The sequence below is a fragment of the Synechococcus sp. MU1651 genome, assembly GCF_023630635.1.
Classification (GTDB): domain Bacteria; phylum Cyanobacteriota; class Cyanobacteriia; order PCC-6307; family Cyanobiaceae; genus Parasynechococcus.
In genome coordinates, this window is record NZ_JAKUHJ010000017.1 from 15,035 (window position 1) to 31,571 (window position 16,537).

Sequence of the window (16,537 nt, forward strand, 5' to 3'; positions counted from 1 at the left end):
GAAAGCCCTTGTCGAGACTTGAACTCGAGACCTCTCCCTTACCAAGGGAGTGCTCTACCGCTGAGCTACAAGGGCATGTGGAGGATGGGCCGGGTTGGATTTGAACCAACGTAGGCAGAGCCAGCGGATTTACAGTCCGCCCCCATTAACCACTCGGGCACCGACCCGAACCACACCGCAAGAACTTACCAGTCGGTGTGACCTTCCCCACGATCTCGATACGATCTGCCGAGCTGATTTGATCTCCAGCCATGCACGTTCTGCTGCTGAACGGGCCGAACCTGAACCTGTTGGGCCAGCGTGAGCCGGGGATCTATGGCCATTCCTCGTTGGCCGATATCGAAGCGGCGCTGACCCGAGAGGCGGAGCAGGAATCAGTGCAGCTGGACTGCTTTCAAAGCAATTTCGAAGGTGCCCTGGTGGACCGGATTCACCAGGCCATGGGCCGCTGCGATGGAATCTTGATCAACGCCGGGGCCTACACCCACACGTCCATCGCCATCCGTGATGCCCTGGCTGGCGTCGCGATTCCCTATGTGGAATTGCACCTCAGCAACACCCATGCACGGGAAAAGTTCCGCCATCACTCGTTTCTGGCTGAGCGCGCTGTGGGTGTGATCTGCGGCTTCGGACCCGCTAGCTACAGCCTTGCCTTGAGCGGATTGCTCAGCCATCTGCGCCGGAACGCATGACCAGCACTGCTCCAGCACAAACTGTTTCCTCCAAGACAGCTCCCACCAAGACAGTTCCTTCAAAGACAGTGGCGTCGATCCGCTGGTTGGCTGCGCCCACCAGCTGGAGCTGGGTGGAGCAGGCCAACGCCAGGCCGATGGAGGTGCTGATCGATCACGCCCACTGCGAACGCAAGGCTGCCGGAGCTGCGGTGCAGATGATGTTCCGCTACCTCTGCGAACCGGGTCTGGGTGAAGCCCTCAGCCCTCTGGCGCGGGAAGAGCTGGAGCACTTTGAGCAGGTGCTGGCGTTGATCAAGGCCCGGGGGCGCTACCTGGAACCGCTGCCTTCCCCGGGTTATGGCGCTGATCTGGTCCGGCAGATCCGTAAAGGTGAGCCGCAGAGAATGCTCGACTCCTTCCTGGTGGCGGGTCTGATCGAAGCCCGCAGCCATGAGCGCATGGCCCTGCTGGCGGAGCACAGCCCGGATCCTCAGTTGCGGGAGCTTTACAGCGATCTGTTGGCGAGTGAAGCCCGCCACTTCGGCCTGTACTGGGTGTTGTGTGAGCAGCGCTACCCGCGGGAGCTGATCGTTGAACGCCTCGAAGTGCTGGCCCTTGCCGAAGTGAAGGCGCTGGAAGGGGAGTTAGAACGCCCTGAAGACGTGCGCATGCATTCCTGTGGTGTGGATGCCCCACAGGAATGCAGTCAGATCAGCTGAGCCGCCTCCTGCAAGGCCTCCAGCCTGGATGGCCGAAGAACCCCCTCCACGCCAAATTGGCGCAGCCGTTGTTCGAGGGTGTCGTTGGCTCCGGCGATCAACAGGATGCGGCCCGCCGATCGTGCTTCCTCCACCATGCGCTCGATGGCCAGGGTTGCGGTGACACCGATGCGGGACACGTCCGTGAGGTCAAGGATCAGAACCCTGTAGCTCTGGATCAAGCCCATTCGGGCACTGATTCCCTTGGCGGCGCCGAAACTCAGAGGGCCGCGCAGCCGGAACAGCATCAAGGCCTTGCCGCAGCGCAGGATCAGGGCTTCCTCCTCCGGGGAGAGATTGGCGTGCAGTGCATCCGTGGCATCGGAAGGGTTGTCCTCTTCCATGCCCTCCAGTTGGGACCGCGTGATCGCATCAACGGTCAACAGGTTGGCCACGAACATCCCCACCAAAACCCCCCAGATCAGGTCCCAGAACACCGTCATCAACAGCACGGCGTACATCAGTGCAGCCGTTTTCGCCGACAGGCGATGGGCGCGGAGTAGAAAGCCCCAATCGATGATGTCGAGGCCGACTTTGATCAGGATTCCCGCCAGCAGCGCCGTGGGGATCTGTGCTGCCAGAGGGCCTGCCCCCAGCAACACGAGCAGCAGCACCAGGGAATGGGTCATGCCCGACCAGGGCGTCTGACCACCGGATTTGATATTGATCACCGTTCGCATGGTGGCTCCGGCACCGGGAAGGCCCGAGAGGAACCCGGCCGCGGTGTTGGCAATGCCCTGGCCGATTAGCTCACGGTTGGAGTCGTGGTTGGTTTGGGTGATGTTGTCGGCCACCAGTGAGGTGAGCAACGAGTCGATCGCCCCGAGCAGGGCGAGAACCATGCCGGCTTTCACCAGCTCCAGCAGGTGCTGACTGAAATCGGGAACCACCAGTTGCAAGCCCCCCTCCGGGATGGCTCCGATCCGGGCGATGGGTTCAAGGCCCAGCTCCAGCAGTCGGTTGTCGTTGAACAGCAGCAGCGACAACGGCGTCACAATTAGCAGCGCTAGCAGAGGCGTTGGCACCCATTGGCGGATCCGCAGGGGGGTCAGAAACACCACAGCGAGTGTCATCAATCCAACGGCGAGCGCGGCTGGATTCCAGCTGGGGGAATCGATCAGCGAACCCAGGGACGCAACCACGCCGCCCCTGGTGCTCACCCCGATGAAGGGCCCAAGTTGCAGCACCAGGATGATGAAACCGATCCCCGACATGAAGCCGGAGACCACCGAGTAGGGCACCAGGGTGATGAAGCGCCCCAGCCGCAATACCCCGAGCAGGGTTTCGAACACACCACCGATCACCACAGCGGCCATCACCAACGGCAGCATCTCGCCGGCATTGAGATCACGACTGATGCCGATGGCGGCCAGGCTGGAGACGATCCCCGCCACGGTGACGCTCATGGGTCCTGTGGGTCCGCTCACCTGGGAAGGCGTTCCCCCGAGCAAGGCCGCCAGGAATCCGGTGACGATGGCGCCATACAGGCCGTAGATGGCGCCGCCTGGCCCCAAAGCGGCATTGCCGAAGGCCAGGGCAAGGGGCAGCGCGACCACGGCGGCCGTCAATCCTCCGAGAAGGTCGCCTCGGATGTTGCGTTGATGCAGGCCGTGAATCAGTTCCATCTCAGTTCAGACCACTCCAGCGGCTCAGGGCTTCCAACGATTGAACGCCAACTTTTTGGCGCCCATCGGGGAGAACCCAGGTGGGATAAGCCCGGATCTTGGCGGCGTTGCAGGCTTCGGCTTGCTCCGGCAGCTGCTTCGGCTTGCGGCATTCCACATAGGTCACGTCCGCTCCGGCCTGTTTGCCGACCAGGTTCATCTGCTTGAAACAGGCCGGGCAGGTCCAGGCGCCGTAAAACTTGGCCCCCATCGCCTTGAGATGTTGCGTCAGTTCGAGGGCCTGGTGGCTTGAGTCGTGCAGGGGCTCTCCGAGCGTGCTGGCCCAGGGAGCGGCCGAACCAGGCGGGCCACCAACAGCTCCGCCAGCTGCGACCAGCACGGATGCCAGCAGGGATGAAGCCATGCTCCTCATGCTGATGCAGTGGTTGGCCTGAAGCTAGGTCGCATTAAGGCGTTCGGGCTTCCCTCCATGCGGAAGCAACAACGCAAGCCCTGTTGCGGTGAAACTGGGATTACCACTGGATTGGTATGGCAGGCAGCGGATACAAGGACTATTTCCAGGTGCTCGGTGTTGATCGCAGCGCTGATGCCAATGCCATCAAGAAAGCCTTTCGCAGCCTGGCGCGCCAATACCACCCTGACGTCAACCCTGGTGATGCCCAGGCTGAAGCGCGGTTCAAGGAGATCAGTGAGGCCTACGAAGTGCTCTCCGACCCCGAGAAACGGCGTCGTTATGAGCAATTCGGCCAATACTGGAACCAGGCCGGAGGCATGGGCGGGGGAGCCGCACCCGGTATGGACGTCGACTTCGGTCGCTACGGCAATTTCGACGATTTCATCAACGACCTGTTGGGCCGTTTCGGTGGTCCAGGCGGCGGTGGCTTCCAAGGGGGTGGTTTCCCTGGGGGCGGATTTCCCGGCGGGGGATTCGCAGGGGGCGGTTTCCCGCGTGGTGCCCAGGCTTCACGCCCTCCGGTGAATCTCGATGCCGAAGCATCGGTGAATGTGACCTTTTCAGAGGCCTTTCGCGGTGGTGAACGCAGCCTCTCGGTGAACAACGAGCGCGTTCAGGTGCGCATTCCTGCTGGAGTGAAGAATGGCTCGCGGCTGCGGTTGAAGGGCAAGGGCAACCTGCAACCGGGCACCGGACGTCGGGGCGATCTCTACCTCAACCTCAAGATTCAGGACCACCCGATCTGGCGCCTGGAGTCGGATCAGCTGCGGGCCGATCTCCCCGTCAGCCTCGATGAACTGGCCCTTGGAGGCATGGTTTCGGTGATGACGCCCGATGGTGAGGCCCAGGTGAGCATTCCGGTCGGCACCGCCCCGGGCCGCAGTCTGCGGCTGAAGGGCAAAGGCTGGCCGTCGAAGACCGGTCGCGGTGACCTCCTGCTCACGCTGACGCTGGCCATGCCTGCCTCGTGGAGTGAGGAGGAGCGTCGATTGTTGGAGCAACTGCGTGCCAAGCGCACGGACCATCCACGTCAAGAGTGGCTTCGTTCGGCGGCCCTCTGATCGGGTGACCCTTACGATCACACCTTGTGTTTGGGTCTGATGGAGCTCACCTACCGCCCCCGTCGTCTTCGTCGTACGCCCGCCCTACGCGCCATGGTGCGTGAGCACAGCCTCTCGGCTGCAGACTTCATCTATCCCCTCTTTGTGCATGAAGGCACTGAGGTGGAGCCAATCGCTGCCATGCCTGGTGCCAGCCGTTGGAGCCTTGCGGCCCTCACCGGCGAAGTGCAGCGTGCCTACGACCTTGGGGTGCGTTGCATCGTTCTCTTCCCCAAGGTGTCTGAGGGACTGAAGACCGAAGATGGGGCTGAGTGCTTCAACGCCAATGGCCTGATTCCACGGGCGATCCGCCAGATCAAGGAAGCCATCCCCGAGATGGCGATCATGACCGACGTCGCCCTGGATCCCTATTCCTGCGATGGTCATGACGGGATCGTCAGCGAGGACGGCGTGGTCCTCAACGACGAGACGATTGAACTGCTCTGCAAGCAGGCCGTTGTGCAGGCTGAAGCGGGCGCTGATCTGATCGGTCCCAGCGACATGATGGACGGCCGGGTCGGTGCCATCCGTGAAGCCCTCGACGACGAAGGCTTCGAACATGTGGGCATCATCAGCTACACGGCGAAGTACTCCTCTGCGTACTACGGCCCCTTCCGTGAGGCCCTCGATTCCGCTCCCCGTGCCGCCGGCAGCAAGCCGATTCCCAAAAACAAAGACACCTATCAGATGGATCCCGCCAATGCTCGGGAAGCCATCACCGAAGCCCAGCTCGATGAGCAGGAGGGCGCCGACATCATGATGGTGAAGCCAGGTTTGGCTTATCTCGACATCATCCACCGACTGCGCGAGGAGTCGGAACTCCCCATTGCTGCCTACAACGTTAGTGGTGAGTATTCGATGGTGAAGGCCTCGGCGGAGCGGGGCTGGATCGATGAAAAGGCCGTTGTGCTGGAGACGTTGCTGAGCTTCAAGCGCGCCGGTGCTGATCTGATTCTCACGTACCACGCCTGCGATGCAGCGGCTTGGTTGAAGGAGGCTTGATCCGATGGCAACAGCCGATCAACCCAAAGGTGTGGATCGTCTCGGTCACGTTGCGATCCGTGTTGAGAACGTCGATCGGGCTGTTGCCTTCTACACCGATCTGGGCATGCGTCTGGTCTGGCGTGCCAACGACTGGTGCTATCTGGAAGCCGGGGAAGGTCGAGATGGACTCGCCTTGTTAGGCCCGGATTACAAAGCCGCTGGCCCACATTTCGCCTTCCATTTCCGCGATCGTGCGGAGGTGGATGTGATTCACGATCGTCTCAAAGCGCAGGGTGTGCACGTTGGTGCCGTCCATGACCACCGCGACGGCACGGCGTCTTTTTATCTGAAAGATCCGGAAGGCAACTGGCTCGAAATGCTTTATGAACCCCCCGGTGGCATCCCCTCCAACTGCAACTGACTTGAGTCAAGGGGTGGACCGGGCTCAGCAGGAAACCCTTGAACTGCTGGAGTGGCATCGGGTCTGTGACCATCTCAGCGGCTTTGCCAGCACCGGCATGGGCCGTGATGCGGCCCGGGTTCAACCGCTGCCCGCCAGCCTGGAGGAGTCGAAACAGCGCCTGGCCGAGACGGTTGAAATGGCGGTGCTCGATGACCTCACTGAGGGGGGGCTCAGCTTCCGCGGTGTGCAGAACCTCGAGCCCGTGGTGCTGCGCTGCAGCAAGGGAGGCGTGGCCTCCGGTGAAGAGCTGCTGGCCGTGGCGGAAACATTGGCAGCGGCCCGTCGCCTGCGCCGTCAGATCGACGATCCCGAGCTGCGCCCGGTGTGCACCGCGTTGATTGAAACGATGGTGACGCTGCCGGAGTTGGAGCAGCGGCTCAAATTTGCGCTCGAGGAGGGCGGCCGTGTCGCTGATCGCGCCAGCTCGGCGTTGTCGGCGCTCCGGCATCAATGGAACGGATTGCGCCAGGAGCGTCGCGACAAACTTCAGGAGCTGCTGCGACGCCTGGCCCCATCCCTGCAGGACAGCGTGATCGCCGAGCGTCATGGCCGTCCTGTCCTGGCGGTGAAGGCCGGTGCGGTGAGCCAGGTGCCGGGTCAGGTGCACGACAGTTCGGCCTCAGGCAGCACCCTCTTTGTTGAACCCCGCTCGGTGCTCACCATGGGCAACAAGCTGGCGGAGCTGGAGTCCCGCATCCGGGATGAGGAACGCAAGGTGTTGGCGGAGCTGAGTGCTCTGGTGGCTGAAGAGGCGTCCGCCCTCAACCAGGTGGTGGCCGTGCTGCGCGGGCTTGATCTTGCACTGGCCCGTGGGCGTTACGGCCGCTGGCTTGGTGGCGTTGAGCCTCAGCTTGAGGCGGCAGCGGAGGCTCCGTTTCGCTTTTCAGGTCTGCGACACCCACTGTTGGTGTGGCAGCACAAGCGGGCGGACGGGCCGCCCGTGGTTCCCATCTCGGTGGAGGTGTCGCCGGAGCTGCGGGTGGTGGCGATCACCGGGCCCAACACCGGTGGCAAAACGGTCACCCTGAAAAGCATTGGCCTCGCTGCACTGATGGCACGCGCCGGCATGCTTTTGCCCTGTTCGGGGCAACCTTCCCTGCCCTGGTGTGCCCAGGTGCTGGCGGACATCGGCGATGAGCAATCCCTCCAGCAGAGCTTGTCCACCTTCAGTGGTCATGTGAAGCGCATCGGGCGCATTCTTGAGGCGCTGCAGCGCGGTGGTTCTCCAGCCCTGGTGCTGCTTGATGAGGTGGGTGCTGGAACGGATCCCAGCGAGGGAACAGCCCTGGCCACGGCTCTGCTCAAGGCTCTTGCGGATCGGGCTCGGCTCACGATTGCCACCACCCACTTCGGTGAACTCAAGGCCCTCAAATACGACGACGCTCGTTTTGAGAATGCCTCTGTTGCTTTCAATCCTGAGACCTTGTCCCCCACCTATGAATTGCTGTGGGGAATTCCAGGACGCAGCAATGCACTGGCGATCGCGACGCGCCTTGGGCTCGATTCCGATGTGCTTCACCAGGCCCAGCAGCTTCTGGCCCCAGGGGGTGATGGTGAGGTGAACAGTGTGATCCGTGGCTTGGAGGAGCAACGGCAGCGCCAGCAGGCCGCGGCAGAAGACGCTGCAGCACTCCTGGCACGCACGGAGCTGCTGCACGAGGAGTTGCTGCAGCGCTGGCAGAAGCAAAAGCAGCAGACCGCGCAACGCCAGGAGCAGGGCCGTCAACGCTTGGAGCAGTCGATCCGTCAGGGCCAGAAAGAAGTTCGCACGCTGATTCGCCGTCTGCGGGATGAGCGCGCGGATGGGGAAACCGCGCGAAAGGCTGGGCAACGGTTACGCAGCTTGGAAGACCATCACCGCCCAACCCCTGAACGGCGTGCACCCAAGCCGGGCTGGCGTCCATCTGTGGGGGATCGCGTGCGCTTGCTCGCCCTCGGCAAGGCTGCAGATGTGTTGGCCATCAGCGATGACGGCCTTCAGCTGACGGTTCGTTGTGGGGTGATGCGCACCACGGTGGATCTGGCGGCGGTGGAAAGCCTGGATGGGCGTAAGCCGGAGCCGCCTCCAAAGCCGGTGGTGAAGGTGCAAGCCCGTTCCGTCGGTGGCGGCGGTGCACAGGTGCGCACCAGTCGCAACACCCTTGATGTGCGTGGCATGCGGGTGCATGAGGCCGAAGCGGCGGTTGAGGAATGCTTGCGCAGTGCCACTGGGCCGGTTTGGGTGATCCATGGCATCGGCACGGGCAAGCTCAAGCGCGGCCTGCGCGCCTGGCTGGACACGGTGCCCTATGTGGAACGGGTGACCGATGCCGAGCAGGGGGACGGTGGACCGGGCTGCAGCGTTGTTTGGGTGCGCTGAGCTGGTTCAGGCGCTTCAGTGGCTAACGGATCGCTTCACCATCCGCATCAAACAACCGCCAGCCTGTGGGGTCAGGGTCGAGGTGGATGGCATCGCGGGCAGTGATGTTGATCTCCGTTGAAGCTCTGACCTGGATGAGTTGATCACCATCCAGGAGCCGACAGGTAAGGATCTGCTCATTGCCCAGACGCTCGCAATGGCTTACATCGGCTTGGAGATTCCGGTTCGTTGCCGGTGCCAGATGCCAGTGTTCAGGCCTCAATCCTGCGGTGAGGTGTTGGCCTTCTCGTTGAAGTAAAGGCTCGACCATTGCGCCTTCAACCTGAATGCGCTTGTTCCCCAGCATCAGAGTTGCATTGGGCCCCACCGTGACGGGCAAAAGGCTCATCGCTGGGCTGCCAATGAACTGAGCCACGAAGATGTTGGAGGGCCATCTGTACAACTCCATGGGGGTCCCGAGTTGCTGCAGGCGCCCTTGGTTCAATACAGCGATGCGGTCCCCCATGGTCATCGCTTCCACCTGATCGTGGGTCACATAAACCGTCGTTGTTCCCAGTTCTCGCTGCAGCTCGACGATTCTTTGGCGCGTGCTCGTTCTGAGTTTGGCGTCGAGATTGCTCAGCGGTTCATCCATCAAAAACACCTCAGGATTGCGCGCCATGGCGCGTCCGAGGGCGACCCGTTGTTTCTGTCCGCCGGACAGTTCCTTTGGCCTCCGATCGAGCAATTCCGTGAGTTCCAGAGATCTGGCAACGGTGTTCACCCGGGCTTCGATTCGTTCTTCTCTGACCGACCGCACCCTCAGTGGTTTGGGTAAGGCACGCGTGGCTTGAAAGGCTTGATCTTGGATGCGCTGGAACGTTGATCTCGCCTGGCTTCTGCGCAGTCCGAAGCTGAGGTTGTCCCGCACGCTGAGATGCGGGTAGAGCGCATAGCTCTGGAACACCATGGCGACGTTGCGGCGCGCTGGCGGTACATCGCTGATGGGCCGGGACCCGATTCTGATTTCGCCGCTGGTGGGGCTGTCGAGACCAGCGAGCAGTCGCAGCAAGGTGCTTTTGCCGCACCCCGAGGGACCGACCAGCACCAAAAACTCGCCATCGTTGATCGTCAGATTCAACTGACGAATCACCTCAACGGGATCACCGCTGCCGCGTCCAGGGAAGGTCTTGCTGAGGTCTTCGAAACGGACGCCGGCCAACGACAGAGCTGCAGCGGCTGAATCTTAGGGTTATGGATTGGATTGAGCCGGCAGCACCGTGCAGTTCATCGATCAGGCACGGATCACGGTCCGAGGCGGGCGCGGCGGCGATGGCATCGCTGCATTTCGCCGTGAAAAGTATGTGCCCGCCGGAGGCCCCTCCGGAGGTGACGGCGGGTGTGGGGCTCCAGTGGTTCTCGAGGCCGACAGCAACCTGCAAACCCTGCTCGATTTCAAATACAAGCGCCTGTTCGCCGCTGACGATGGGCGACGCGGTGGTCCGAACAAATGCACCGGTGCATCAGGGAAAGACCTGGTGATCAAGGTGCCTTGCGGCACGGAGGTACGCCATCTGCGCACCGGCATCCTTCTGGGAGACCTCACCACCCCGGGTGAGCGTCTCACCGTTGCCTTCGGTGGGCGAGGTGGTTTGGGTAATGCCCATTACCTGAGCAATCGCAACCGCGCTCCGGAGAAATTCACCGAGGGCCGTGAGGGTGAGGAATGGCCCCTGCAGCTGGAACTCAAGTTGCTGGCTGAGGTGGGCATCATTGGTCTTCCCAATGCCGGCAAGAGCACCTTGATCGCCGTGCTGTCGGCAGCGCGACCCAAGATTGCCGATTACCCCTTCACCACCTTGGTTCCCAACCTTGGTGTGGTGCGCCGCCCCAGTGGAGATGGAACCGTGTTCGCGGATATTCCAGGCTTGATTGAGGGGGCCGCCCAGGGCGCTGGTCTTGGCCACGACTTTCTGCGTCATATCGAACGCACCCGTCTGCTGATCCACCTCGTGGACGCAGGATCCGAGGATCCCGTGGCTGACCTGAACGTCGTCCAGCAGGAGCTGGAGGCCTATGGCCATGGTCTGGTTGATCGGCCACGTCTGTTGGTGATCAACAAACAGGAGTTGGTGACAGAAGAGGATCTCCCCAAGTTGCGGCAAGACCTTGAAGCGGCGAGTGATCGTCCCGTGCTGTGCATTTCAGCCGCCATGGGAACCAACCTCGATCAGTTGCTGGCCGAAACCTGGGCCGAGCTCGGAGTGTGAGCTGATGCTCCAGACAATCTTCATGTGATCAGCCACACCGGTGCTTGTGGCCTGATCGCGGGGGAGCCATAACGGGAATGTCTCTCCCATGACATGACCTTTTACACCTGTCTGGACAACAAGGGCGACGTGATCGCCCGGTGCCAAACAAAAGAAGATGTTGCTGTGCTTCAACGCATGGGACGCCCGATCGCTGAAGTGAAGGCAATGCGTAAGGAGGAGGCTGTCGTCTGCAGCCTGACCGGCAGCCCCTCCGACTACAACGAGGACTACTGAGCCCTCGTTGGATTTACGTCGCTGGTTGACTCAATCGTCGTAGACGCGGCACTCCTCGGCATCGGGATTGGCCTCGCAATGCAGCTCGAGCGACGTGGGGTCGTGGCTGTCGCCGGGGTGGTGTTCCTTGTATTCCTCCAGCGACTTCAACTCATCGGTGAGGTGACGAACCTTGGCGTCGTCTCCAGCTGCTTTGGCAGCTTCAATTTCCGATTGATCCTTCTGGATGTGTTCGTCGATGGACTTCATGAATTCAGACCGTGGCCTGGCTGCACCTTACGGCGATTCATCGGTTTTGGAGTGGTGGAATCCCCCCCCATGACCATCCGTCAATCTTGATCTGAGTTGGCGGTAGCCGTGGCTACAACCACGGCTCCAGCTCCTTGCTCAGGGCGCCAATTCGCTGAGTTCCAGCCAGCGTTCTTCCGCCTGTTCGATGCGGGAGATCAGATCAGCCAGATCAAGGCTCAGCTTGGCCATGTCGGCGCCCTCCTGCGTCATCTGGTGTTCCAGCTCTTCTTTCTTCAGCTCCAGGTCAGGCAGCTGTTGATCGAGAGCCGCAAGCTCCTTGTTTTCCTTGAAGTTTCGCCGCCGCGGGCCGTCGCGCTTGGTCTTGCGGCTGCGCTCTGGTTTGGGTGTGGAGGGTTTGCTCGCCTGGCTTTGGCTGCGTTCCTCCTGGCGCTGCTGCTCCAGAAACGCGCTGTAGTTCCCTTCAAACCGATTGAGCCGTCCTTGGTCGAAACAGAACAGACGATCAACGGTGCGATCGAGGAAGTAACGGTCGTGCGAAACAACGATCACGCAACCTCGGAAGTCCTCAAGAAAATCCTCCAGAACGCTGAGGGTCTGAACATCCAGATCGTTGGTGGGTTCGTCCAACAGCAACACGTTGGGCGCCTGGATCAGCATCCGGCAGAGGGTGAGGCGGCGGCGCTCGCCTCCCGAGAGCTTGGCCAAGGGGCTGTGCTGCTGTGCCGGTGGAAACAAAAAGCGTTCCAGAAGCTGCGATGCGGTGACCTGTGCACCCCCCAGATCGATCCGGCTGGCGGCTTCTTCCACGAACTCGATCACTTTGCGATCGAGCCCTTTGCCTTTGTTGAAGGCTTCGGTGTGCTGGTCCAGGTAACCGATGTGAACGGTCTCCCCAAGCAGCAGGCTGCCTTGGGTTGGCTCGCGCCGTCTGGCAATGAGATCAAGCAGGGTGGATTTGCCGCTGCCGTTGGGGCCGATGATGCCGATTCGGTCTTCAGGGCTGAAGCTGTAGCTGAAGCCATCAAGGAGTGGGCGACCGCCTTGGCTGCCATCGGCTGTGACCCCAACGGCTTCCGCTTCAATCACCTGTTTGCCGATGCGCCGGCTGATGCCGGTCATCTCCAGCTTCGCTTTGGCCTGATTGGGTTTTTGCTCGCGCATCGCTTCGATGCGTTGCAGTCGCGCCTTCTGTTTGGTGCTGCGCGCCTTGGGCCCCTGGCGTAGCCAGGCCAATTCACGGCGAAGCACGCTTTTGAACTTGGCCGCTGAGGCTGCTTCTGAGGCTTCTTCTTCCGCTTTGTGCTGCAGAAAGGTGCTGTAGTTCCCCTGATAAGTGCGGGCTTGGCCTCGGTCCACCTCCACCATCCGCCGCGTCACCCGATCGAGCACGTAGCGGTCATGGGTGACCAGCACCAGAGCGCCGGGATAGCGATCTAGCCAGCTCTGCAGCCATTCCACGGCAGCGGCATCGAGATGGTTGGTGGGCTCATCCAGCAGCAGCACATCGGGGCAGGCCACCAGGGCTGACGCCAGACCCACCCGTTTGCGGTATCCGCCGGAGAGGTCGTCGACCGGGCGCTGGAGATCGCTGATGCCCAATTTCTGCAGCACTTCCCGGCATTGCTGCTCCAGGCTCCAGGCGTCCTCTTCATCCATCCGTTGGCTGAGCTGACCCAGCTCCGCCATCAGTGCTTCATTGCTGGGGTCTTCCGCGATGGCGTCGCTGAGGGCGCTGAAGCGCACCAGCAGATCCCGTTTGGCACCACAGCCCTCCAGCACCTGCTCCAGCACCGTGAGCCCCGGAGTGATCCGGCTCTCCTGACCAACCAGCTCCACCCGAAGCCGCGGCGAACAGCGGCGTTCCCCTTCCCCGAGCGGTTCTTTCCCTGCCAGAACCTTCAACAGGGTGGATTTGCCGGCGCCATTGGGTCCGATCAGCCCGAGCCGTTCTCCTTCAGCGATGTGGAGATCGAGATCGGAAAAGAGGGTGCGGATGCCGAAATCCTTGGCCGCACCCACCAGGCTGATCAGACTCACGGCGTGCCAGCGGGCAATTGACCGTCCAGATAAGCAAACACGCTCTTGTCGCCCACATCCGCTGCTGCCTCCATGCCGAATTTGCGCAGGGCCAGCAGCACCAGCAGCAACGCTGCAGCTTCCAGTAGAGCCAGGCAGAGGGGACCATTGATCAGTCCCACCAGATGCCCCAGCAGCGCTGCCGGCAGCAGCAGGGTGAGACCAATGGCTTCGGGCCGTTGGAAGCAGAAAAACTCCTTGAAGCCGATTCCCGCCAGGGCGGCAAACAGCGGCCCGATGGCCAGGATCCACAGCGGCTGGTCCCGGAGGGTGGAGAGCACTTCGGTGGGGCCGGCCTTCACCAGCAGGGCCCCCCAACCGACGCAACCACTGAGCCAGAACAGTTGCAGGGCCCGGTGCAAGGGACGGAGATAAATGTGAATCCAGCGCAGCGCCAGGCCCAGGGTTGTGGCCATCGGCAGCACCCAGAGCCATGCCCAGGGGCTATCGGTCTGCCACCACTGCAGCACTCCTGCAGCCAGGCTGAGGCCGGTGATCAACAGGGCGATCCGGTAGGAACGCACCTCCTGGCGATCGGTAGCGGTGATCGAGTAAGGGCCGTAGACACCTTCAAAGGTTGGATCTGCGCTGGTCATCCCGACGCCGCCGTGCTGTTCACCAGTGTGCTCAGGTCAGGACCGGCTGGAACGATGCCGCCGGGATTGAGGGGGAACAAGGCACCGAAGTAGTCGTTTCGCCAGGCGTTGCCGTCGCAGGTGTCCGCAACGCCCGGCAAGGCGTAAAAGCGTTGTCGCCATGCCCAGAGGTGTGGGTAGTGCCAGAGCGGCTGCCGACTGCAGCCGAACAGGGGTGCATAGACCAGCTCCCAGCGGATCAAGGTGGGGAACAACCGCACGTCCGCCAGGGTCAGTGTTGTGCCGCACAGCCATGGACCGTTGGTTTCGAGGCTCTGCTCCACCGCAGCAAGGGCGTCGAAGAGATCGGCTTCGGCGCGGTCGTAGGCCGCTTGGTTGCGGGCGAAACCGCAGCGGTACACCCCATCGTTGATGGCCGGTTGCAGCCGCTGCTGCCAGGCCTGGATCCTGTCGGTGGCTTCCGCCGGTGCAAGATCCAAAGCCGCGTCTTGATGGGGCCAGCGGTTCAACAGCTCCACCAGTGGTGCACTGTCATTGCCCAGCAGGCTGCGCGTCTTGGGATCCACCAGCACAGGCACGGTGGCCCGGTAGCTGGGGGGGGCGCCGCAGTGCTGATACAACTCCAGCAGCGTGTCGCACCCCTCCCAAGCGGGATTGAGGGACCAGCGTCCAGCGTTGTGATCCGCCTGTGCCATCACGAGGGTGAGGCTGTTATGCAGATGGCGCAGCTGATGCACCAGCCAGGTGCGGTGGGCCCAGGGGCAACTGCGCCCGATCACCAGGATTGGCCGTTGGTCTGCGCTGCGCTGGAGCAGGTCTTCGGGGTTTAAAGCCGGCGGGCTGAGCGGATCGCTGCTTGGGCGGGTGTAATTGCCGGCCGCATCGGCTGGGCCCAGCCCACCCATGAGCCGTTGCCATTGCCAGCGCCAACTGCTACGGGCGGCCGTGACCACAACAGGTGGGATCGACATGGCGCGGTTTGGATCGCTTCCATCCTCGCTGTGACTCGTGCTTCAGTCAGAACTTGGTTCGCTGTGGTCCATGAGCAGCTGTGGCGTTCTTGTGGTGGCCGGCACCCACGGCAATGAGGTCAATGCCCCTTGGTTGCTGCAGCAGTGGCAGGCCAACCCTGATCTGATCAACGCTGCTGGCTTGGCGGTGCAGAAGGTGATCGGCAACCCCGAAGCGTTGCGCCGCCGCTGCCGTTACGTCGATCGTGACCTCAACCGCTGCTTCCTCACGGAACAGTTGGAGCAGGGGGCCCCCGGCTTGGAGTTCCAGCGTGCTGGGGAACTCCTGCGCTTGCACGGCCCGAGCGGCGAGCAGCCTTGTGCTGTGGCCATCGATCTGCACAGCACCACAGCGGCCATGGGCAATTCCCTTGTGGTGTATGGCCGGCGTCCGGCTGATCTCGCCCTCGCGGCTTTGGTGCAGGGAGCGCTCGGCCTGCCGATTTATCTGCACGAAGCCGATGCTCAGCAGACCGGCTTCCTTGTTGAATCCTGGCCCTGCGGCCTGGTGATCGAGGTGGGCCCTGTGCCGCAAGGTCTGCTAAATGCCCGGGTCGTTGAACAGACCCGTCTTGGCTTGGAAACCTGCCTGAGAGCCTTGGATCAGGCAGATCAGGGCTTGGCCCGGCTGCCGGATGCTCTGGTGGTGCACCGTCACCTGGGGAGTCGGGATCTTCCGAAGGCGGAGAACGGAGAGCCTCAGGCCCTTGTGCATCCCGAACTGCAGGGCCGCGATTGGCAGGACATCAGCTCAACCCAGGCGATGTTCCGTGCTGCGGATGGGACCGATCGAGGTGAAGCTTGGGTTGAGGGGGAGATTCCCGTGTTTGTGAATGAAGCGGCCTACGCGGAGAAAAGCATTGCTTTCTCCCTCACGCGCCGGGAGGTGTGGCCCGTGCAGCCCACCTGGCTGCCGGCCTTGCAGCAGCTGGTCTCTGCGGCCTAACCGCAGGCCCAAACACCTTTCCCTTCTTGAGAGCAGATCAGATTGCTCGTCTGACCATCGGCCCAGTACATCCGCAATCGGTCGTCTTCGGTGCCGATCCTCAGGGTGAGGGATCGCAGCGGACCGGCCGGGGTCTTGCTGTCTGCATCGCCGCCGGGCAACTTGATTTGTTGCAGCTCCTGCTCCAATTGGTTGATGCGTTGTTCCAGCTGTTTGATCGAAGCGCTTGCGTTTGGTTGGTCGCCGCTTGAGCTCACCAGTCCACAGCTGGTGAGACCAACCGAGGTGAGCCCAAGACAAATCAGGGGAATCAAACGCTGCATGGGCCTGTGCTGATTGGCCCCAGCCTCTCAACAGAACTGGCCCTGGGCCAGACGTTCACTCCAATACACGGTGGCACCTTGAGCCTCCAGCTCCAGTCGCCTGTGGCGGGCCTGGCTCAGAGGAACGGTTTCCTCCAAGCGATGGCCAGCTTGCATCCAGCGGATCAGAACCAATAGCGCCTTGGTGAGTCTCATGAATCTTAAGTCTTTCGAAAGCATCGCTTTCCTCGCCTGGGGCGCTTAAGCGTTGGTTTCGCAATCTGTGGACACACAGCGCAAACTTCCTTTACAATTCCAACCAGGCAGGGCTCTCCTGCCCTTCCTTAAACCGTTCCTTCGGGAACATTTCTTTCCGTTCTCATGACCACCACCCTCCAGCAGCGCTCCGGCGC

Annotated in this window: 18 protein-coding genes and 2 tRNA genes; 9 read left to right on the top strand and 11 right to left on the bottom strand. The window is 62.0% G+C overall.

The features are described from left to right. Positions 1–3: 3 nt before the first annotated feature. A tRNA-Thr gene (locus NCN05_RS10710) sits at positions 4–75 on the bottom strand. A gap of 10 nt (positions 76–85) precedes the next feature. Further along, positions 86–167, bottom strand: a tRNA-Tyr gene (locus NCN05_RS10715). 84 nt (positions 168–251) lie between these two features. Here NCN05_RS10715 and aroQ point away from each other — a divergent pair. Beyond that, the gene (aroQ, locus tag NCN05_RS10720; protein WP_115010304.1) at positions 252–692 is read left to right on the top strand and encodes a type II 3-dehydroquinate dehydratase; all 441 of its coding nucleotides are present in this window, start codon (positions 252–254) and stop codon (positions 690–692) included. Next, entirely contained in the window at positions 689–1,393 is a 705-nt protein-coding gene (locus tag NCN05_RS10725) for a MiaE family protein (RefSeq protein ID WP_250398072.1), read from the top strand. The genes aroQ and NCN05_RS10725 overlap by 4 nt, the downstream gene beginning before the upstream one ends. Here the strand turns inward: NCN05_RS10725 and NCN05_RS10730 are convergent. After that, positions 1,381–3,057: a SulP family inorganic anion transporter gene (locus NCN05_RS10730; RefSeq protein WP_250398073.1), complete on the bottom strand. Its 1,677-nt coding sequence runs from the start codon at positions 3,055–3,057 to the stop codon at positions 1,381–1,383. The genes NCN05_RS10725 and NCN05_RS10730 overlap by 13 nt on opposite strands. A 1-nt stretch (position 3,058) precedes the next feature. Next, complete coding sequence (locus NCN05_RS10735) at positions 3,059–3,460, bottom strand: vitamin K epoxide reductase (RefSeq protein ID WP_250398074.1); 402 nt, start codon at positions 3,458–3,460, stop codon at positions 3,059–3,061. Positions 3,461–3,585: 125 nt separating this feature from the next. Between NCN05_RS10735 and NCN05_RS10740 the strand changes: the two genes are divergently transcribed. Genes NCN05_RS10740 through NCN05_RS10755 form a run of 4 tightly spaced genes read left to right on the top strand, consistent with a single transcriptional unit; the run spans position 3,586 to position 8,417 of the window. Then, positions 3,586–4,572 (top strand): DnaJ C-terminal domain-containing protein, encoded by a 987-nt coding sequence (locus NCN05_RS10740; RefSeq protein ID WP_250398075.1) that lies wholly within the window; start codon positions 3,586–3,588, stop codon positions 4,570–4,572. A 39-nt stretch (positions 4,573–4,611) separates the two neighbouring features. After that, entirely contained in the window at positions 4,612–5,613 is a 1,002-nt protein-coding gene (hemB, locus tag NCN05_RS10745) for a porphobilinogen synthase (protein WP_250398076.1), read from the top strand. Positions 5,614–5,617: 4 nt separating this feature from the next. Continuing rightward, positions 5,618–6,016: a VOC family protein gene (locus NCN05_RS10750; RefSeq protein WP_115010309.1), complete on the top strand. Its 399-nt coding sequence runs from the start codon at positions 5,618–5,620 to the stop codon at positions 6,014–6,016. After that, the gene (locus NCN05_RS10755) at positions 5,979–8,417 is read left to right on the top strand and encodes an endonuclease MutS2 (RefSeq protein WP_250398077.1); all 2,439 of its coding nucleotides are present in this window, start codon (positions 5,979–5,981) and stop codon (positions 8,415–8,417) included. Before NCN05_RS10750 ends, NCN05_RS10755 begins: the two co-directional genes overlap by 38 nt. Before the next feature lie 22 nt (positions 8,418–8,439). On the opposite strand, the gene NCN05_RS10760 is transcribed toward NCN05_RS10755, so the two are convergent. Next, on the bottom strand, positions 8,440–9,618 hold the full coding sequence (locus tag NCN05_RS10760) for an ABC transporter ATP-binding protein (protein WP_284500645.1): 1,179 nt from the start codon (positions 9,616–9,618) through the stop codon (positions 8,440–8,442). Between the two features lie 58 nt (positions 9,619–9,676). Between NCN05_RS10760 and obgE the strand changes: the two genes are divergently transcribed. Next, a complete protein-coding gene (obgE, locus tag NCN05_RS10765; RefSeq protein WP_250398078.1) occupies positions 9,677–10,666 on the top strand; it encodes a GTPase ObgE in 990 nt (329 codons plus the stop codon). A gap of 93 nt (positions 10,667–10,759) precedes the next feature. Next, positions 10,760–10,942, top strand: a complete 183-nt coding sequence (locus NCN05_RS10770) for a hypothetical protein (RefSeq protein ID WP_114988937.1) — start codon at positions 10,760–10,762, stop codon at positions 10,940–10,942. Between the two features lie 30 nt (positions 10,943–10,972). On the opposite strand, the gene NCN05_RS10775 is transcribed toward NCN05_RS10770, so the two are convergent. The 4 genes from NCN05_RS10775 to NCN05_RS10790 all read right to left on the bottom strand — a co-directional run bounded on the left by NCN05_RS10775 (position 10,973) and on the right by NCN05_RS10790 (position 14,837). Beyond that, positions 10,973–11,191, bottom strand: coding sequence for a CP12 domain-containing protein (locus NCN05_RS10775; protein WP_115010314.1), 219 nt, complete (start codon positions 11,189–11,191; stop codon positions 10,973–10,975). 138 nt (positions 11,192–11,329) lie between these two features. Next, positions 11,330–13,231 (bottom strand): ABC-F family ATP-binding cassette domain-containing protein, encoded by a 1,902-nt coding sequence (locus tag NCN05_RS10780; protein WP_250398079.1) that lies wholly within the window; start codon positions 13,229–13,231, stop codon positions 11,330–11,332. Beyond that, positions 13,228–13,866 (bottom strand): DUF2301 domain-containing membrane protein, encoded by a 639-nt coding sequence (locus NCN05_RS10785; RefSeq protein WP_250398080.1) that lies wholly within the window; start codon positions 13,864–13,866, stop codon positions 13,228–13,230. Before NCN05_RS10785 ends, NCN05_RS10780 begins: the two co-directional genes overlap by 4 nt. Further along, positions 13,863–14,837: a glutathione S-transferase C-terminal domain-containing protein gene (locus NCN05_RS10790; protein ID WP_250398081.1), complete on the bottom strand. Its 975-nt coding sequence runs from the start codon at positions 14,835–14,837 to the stop codon at positions 13,863–13,865. The genes NCN05_RS10785 and NCN05_RS10790 overlap by 4 nt, the downstream gene beginning before the upstream one ends. A 70-nt stretch (positions 14,838–14,907) precedes the next feature. Between NCN05_RS10790 and NCN05_RS10795 the strand changes: the two genes are divergently transcribed. Next, the gene (locus NCN05_RS10795) at positions 14,908–15,822 is read left to right on the top strand and encodes an aspartoacylase (protein ID WP_250398082.1); all 915 of its coding nucleotides are present in this window, start codon (positions 14,908–14,910) and stop codon (positions 15,820–15,822) included. Here NCN05_RS10795 and NCN05_RS10800 read toward each other — a convergent pair. Together NCN05_RS10800 and NCN05_RS10805 are read right to left on the bottom strand one after the other, a co-directional pair. Next, complete coding sequence (locus NCN05_RS10800; protein WP_250398083.1) at positions 15,819–16,145, bottom strand: hypothetical protein; 327 nt, start codon at positions 16,143–16,145, stop codon at positions 15,819–15,821. The two genes, NCN05_RS10795 and NCN05_RS10800, sit on opposite strands and share 4 nt — an antisense overlap. Before the next feature lie 27 nt (positions 16,146–16,172). Further along, the gene (locus tag NCN05_RS10805) at positions 16,173–16,319 is read right to left on the bottom strand and encodes a YWSERL motif small protein (RefSeq protein WP_170952042.1); all 147 of its coding nucleotides are present in this window, start codon (positions 16,317–16,319) and stop codon (positions 16,173–16,175) included. Positions 16,320–16,537 lie beyond the last annotated feature (218 nt).

Bases quoted from the DNA above. Each gene is read 5' to 3' on its own strand.
- NCN05_RS10740 (WP_250398075.1), top strand. From the start codon at position 3,586: ATGGCAGGCAGCGGATACAAGGACTATTTCCAGGTGCTCGGTGTTGAT.
- hemB (WP_250398076.1), top strand. From the start codon at position 4,612: ATGGAGCTCACCTACCGCCCCCGTCGTCTTCGTCGTACGCCCGCCCTA.
- NCN05_RS10755 (WP_250398077.1), top strand. From the start codon at position 5,979: ATGAACCCCCCGGTGGCATCCCCTCCAACTGCAACTGACTTGAGTCAA.
- NCN05_RS10750 (WP_115010309.1), top strand. From the start codon at position 5,618: ATGGCAACAGCCGATCAACCCAAAGGTGTGGATCGTCTCGGTCACGTT.
- NCN05_RS10795 (WP_250398082.1), top strand. From the start codon at position 14,908: ATGAGCAGCTGTGGCGTTCTTGTGGTGGCCGGCACCCACGGCAATGAG.
- NCN05_RS10770 (WP_114988937.1), top strand. From the start codon at position 10,760: ATGACCTTTTACACCTGTCTGGACAACAAGGGCGACGTGATCGCCCGG.
- NCN05_RS10730 (WP_250398073.1), bottom strand. From the start codon at position 3,057: ATGGAACTGATTCACGGCCTGCATCAACGCAACATCCGAGGCGACCTT.
- NCN05_RS10785 (WP_250398080.1), bottom strand. From the start codon at position 13,866: ATGACCAGCGCAGATCCAACCTTTGAAGGTGTCTACGGCCCTTACTCG.
- NCN05_RS10790 (WP_250398081.1), bottom strand. From the start codon at position 14,837: ATGTCGATCCCACCTGTTGTGGTCACGGCCGCCCGTAGCAGTTGGCGC.
- NCN05_RS10725 (WP_250398072.1), top strand. From the start codon at position 689: ATGACCAGCACTGCTCCAGCACAAACTGTTTCCTCCAAGACAGCTCCC.
- NCN05_RS10735 (WP_250398074.1), bottom strand. From the start codon at position 3,460: ATGGCTTCATCCCTGCTGGCATCCGTGCTGGTCGCAGCTGGCGGAGCT.
- NCN05_RS10800 (WP_250398083.1), bottom strand. From the start codon at position 16,145: ATGCAGCGTTTGATTCCCCTGATTTGTCTTGGGCTCACCTCGGTTGGT.
- aroQ (WP_115010304.1), top strand. From the start codon at position 252: ATGCACGTTCTGCTGCTGAACGGGCCGAACCTGAACCTGTTGGGCCAG.
- NCN05_RS10775 (WP_115010314.1), bottom strand. From the start codon at position 11,191: ATGAAGTCCATCGACGAACACATCCAGAAGGATCAATCGGAAATTGAA.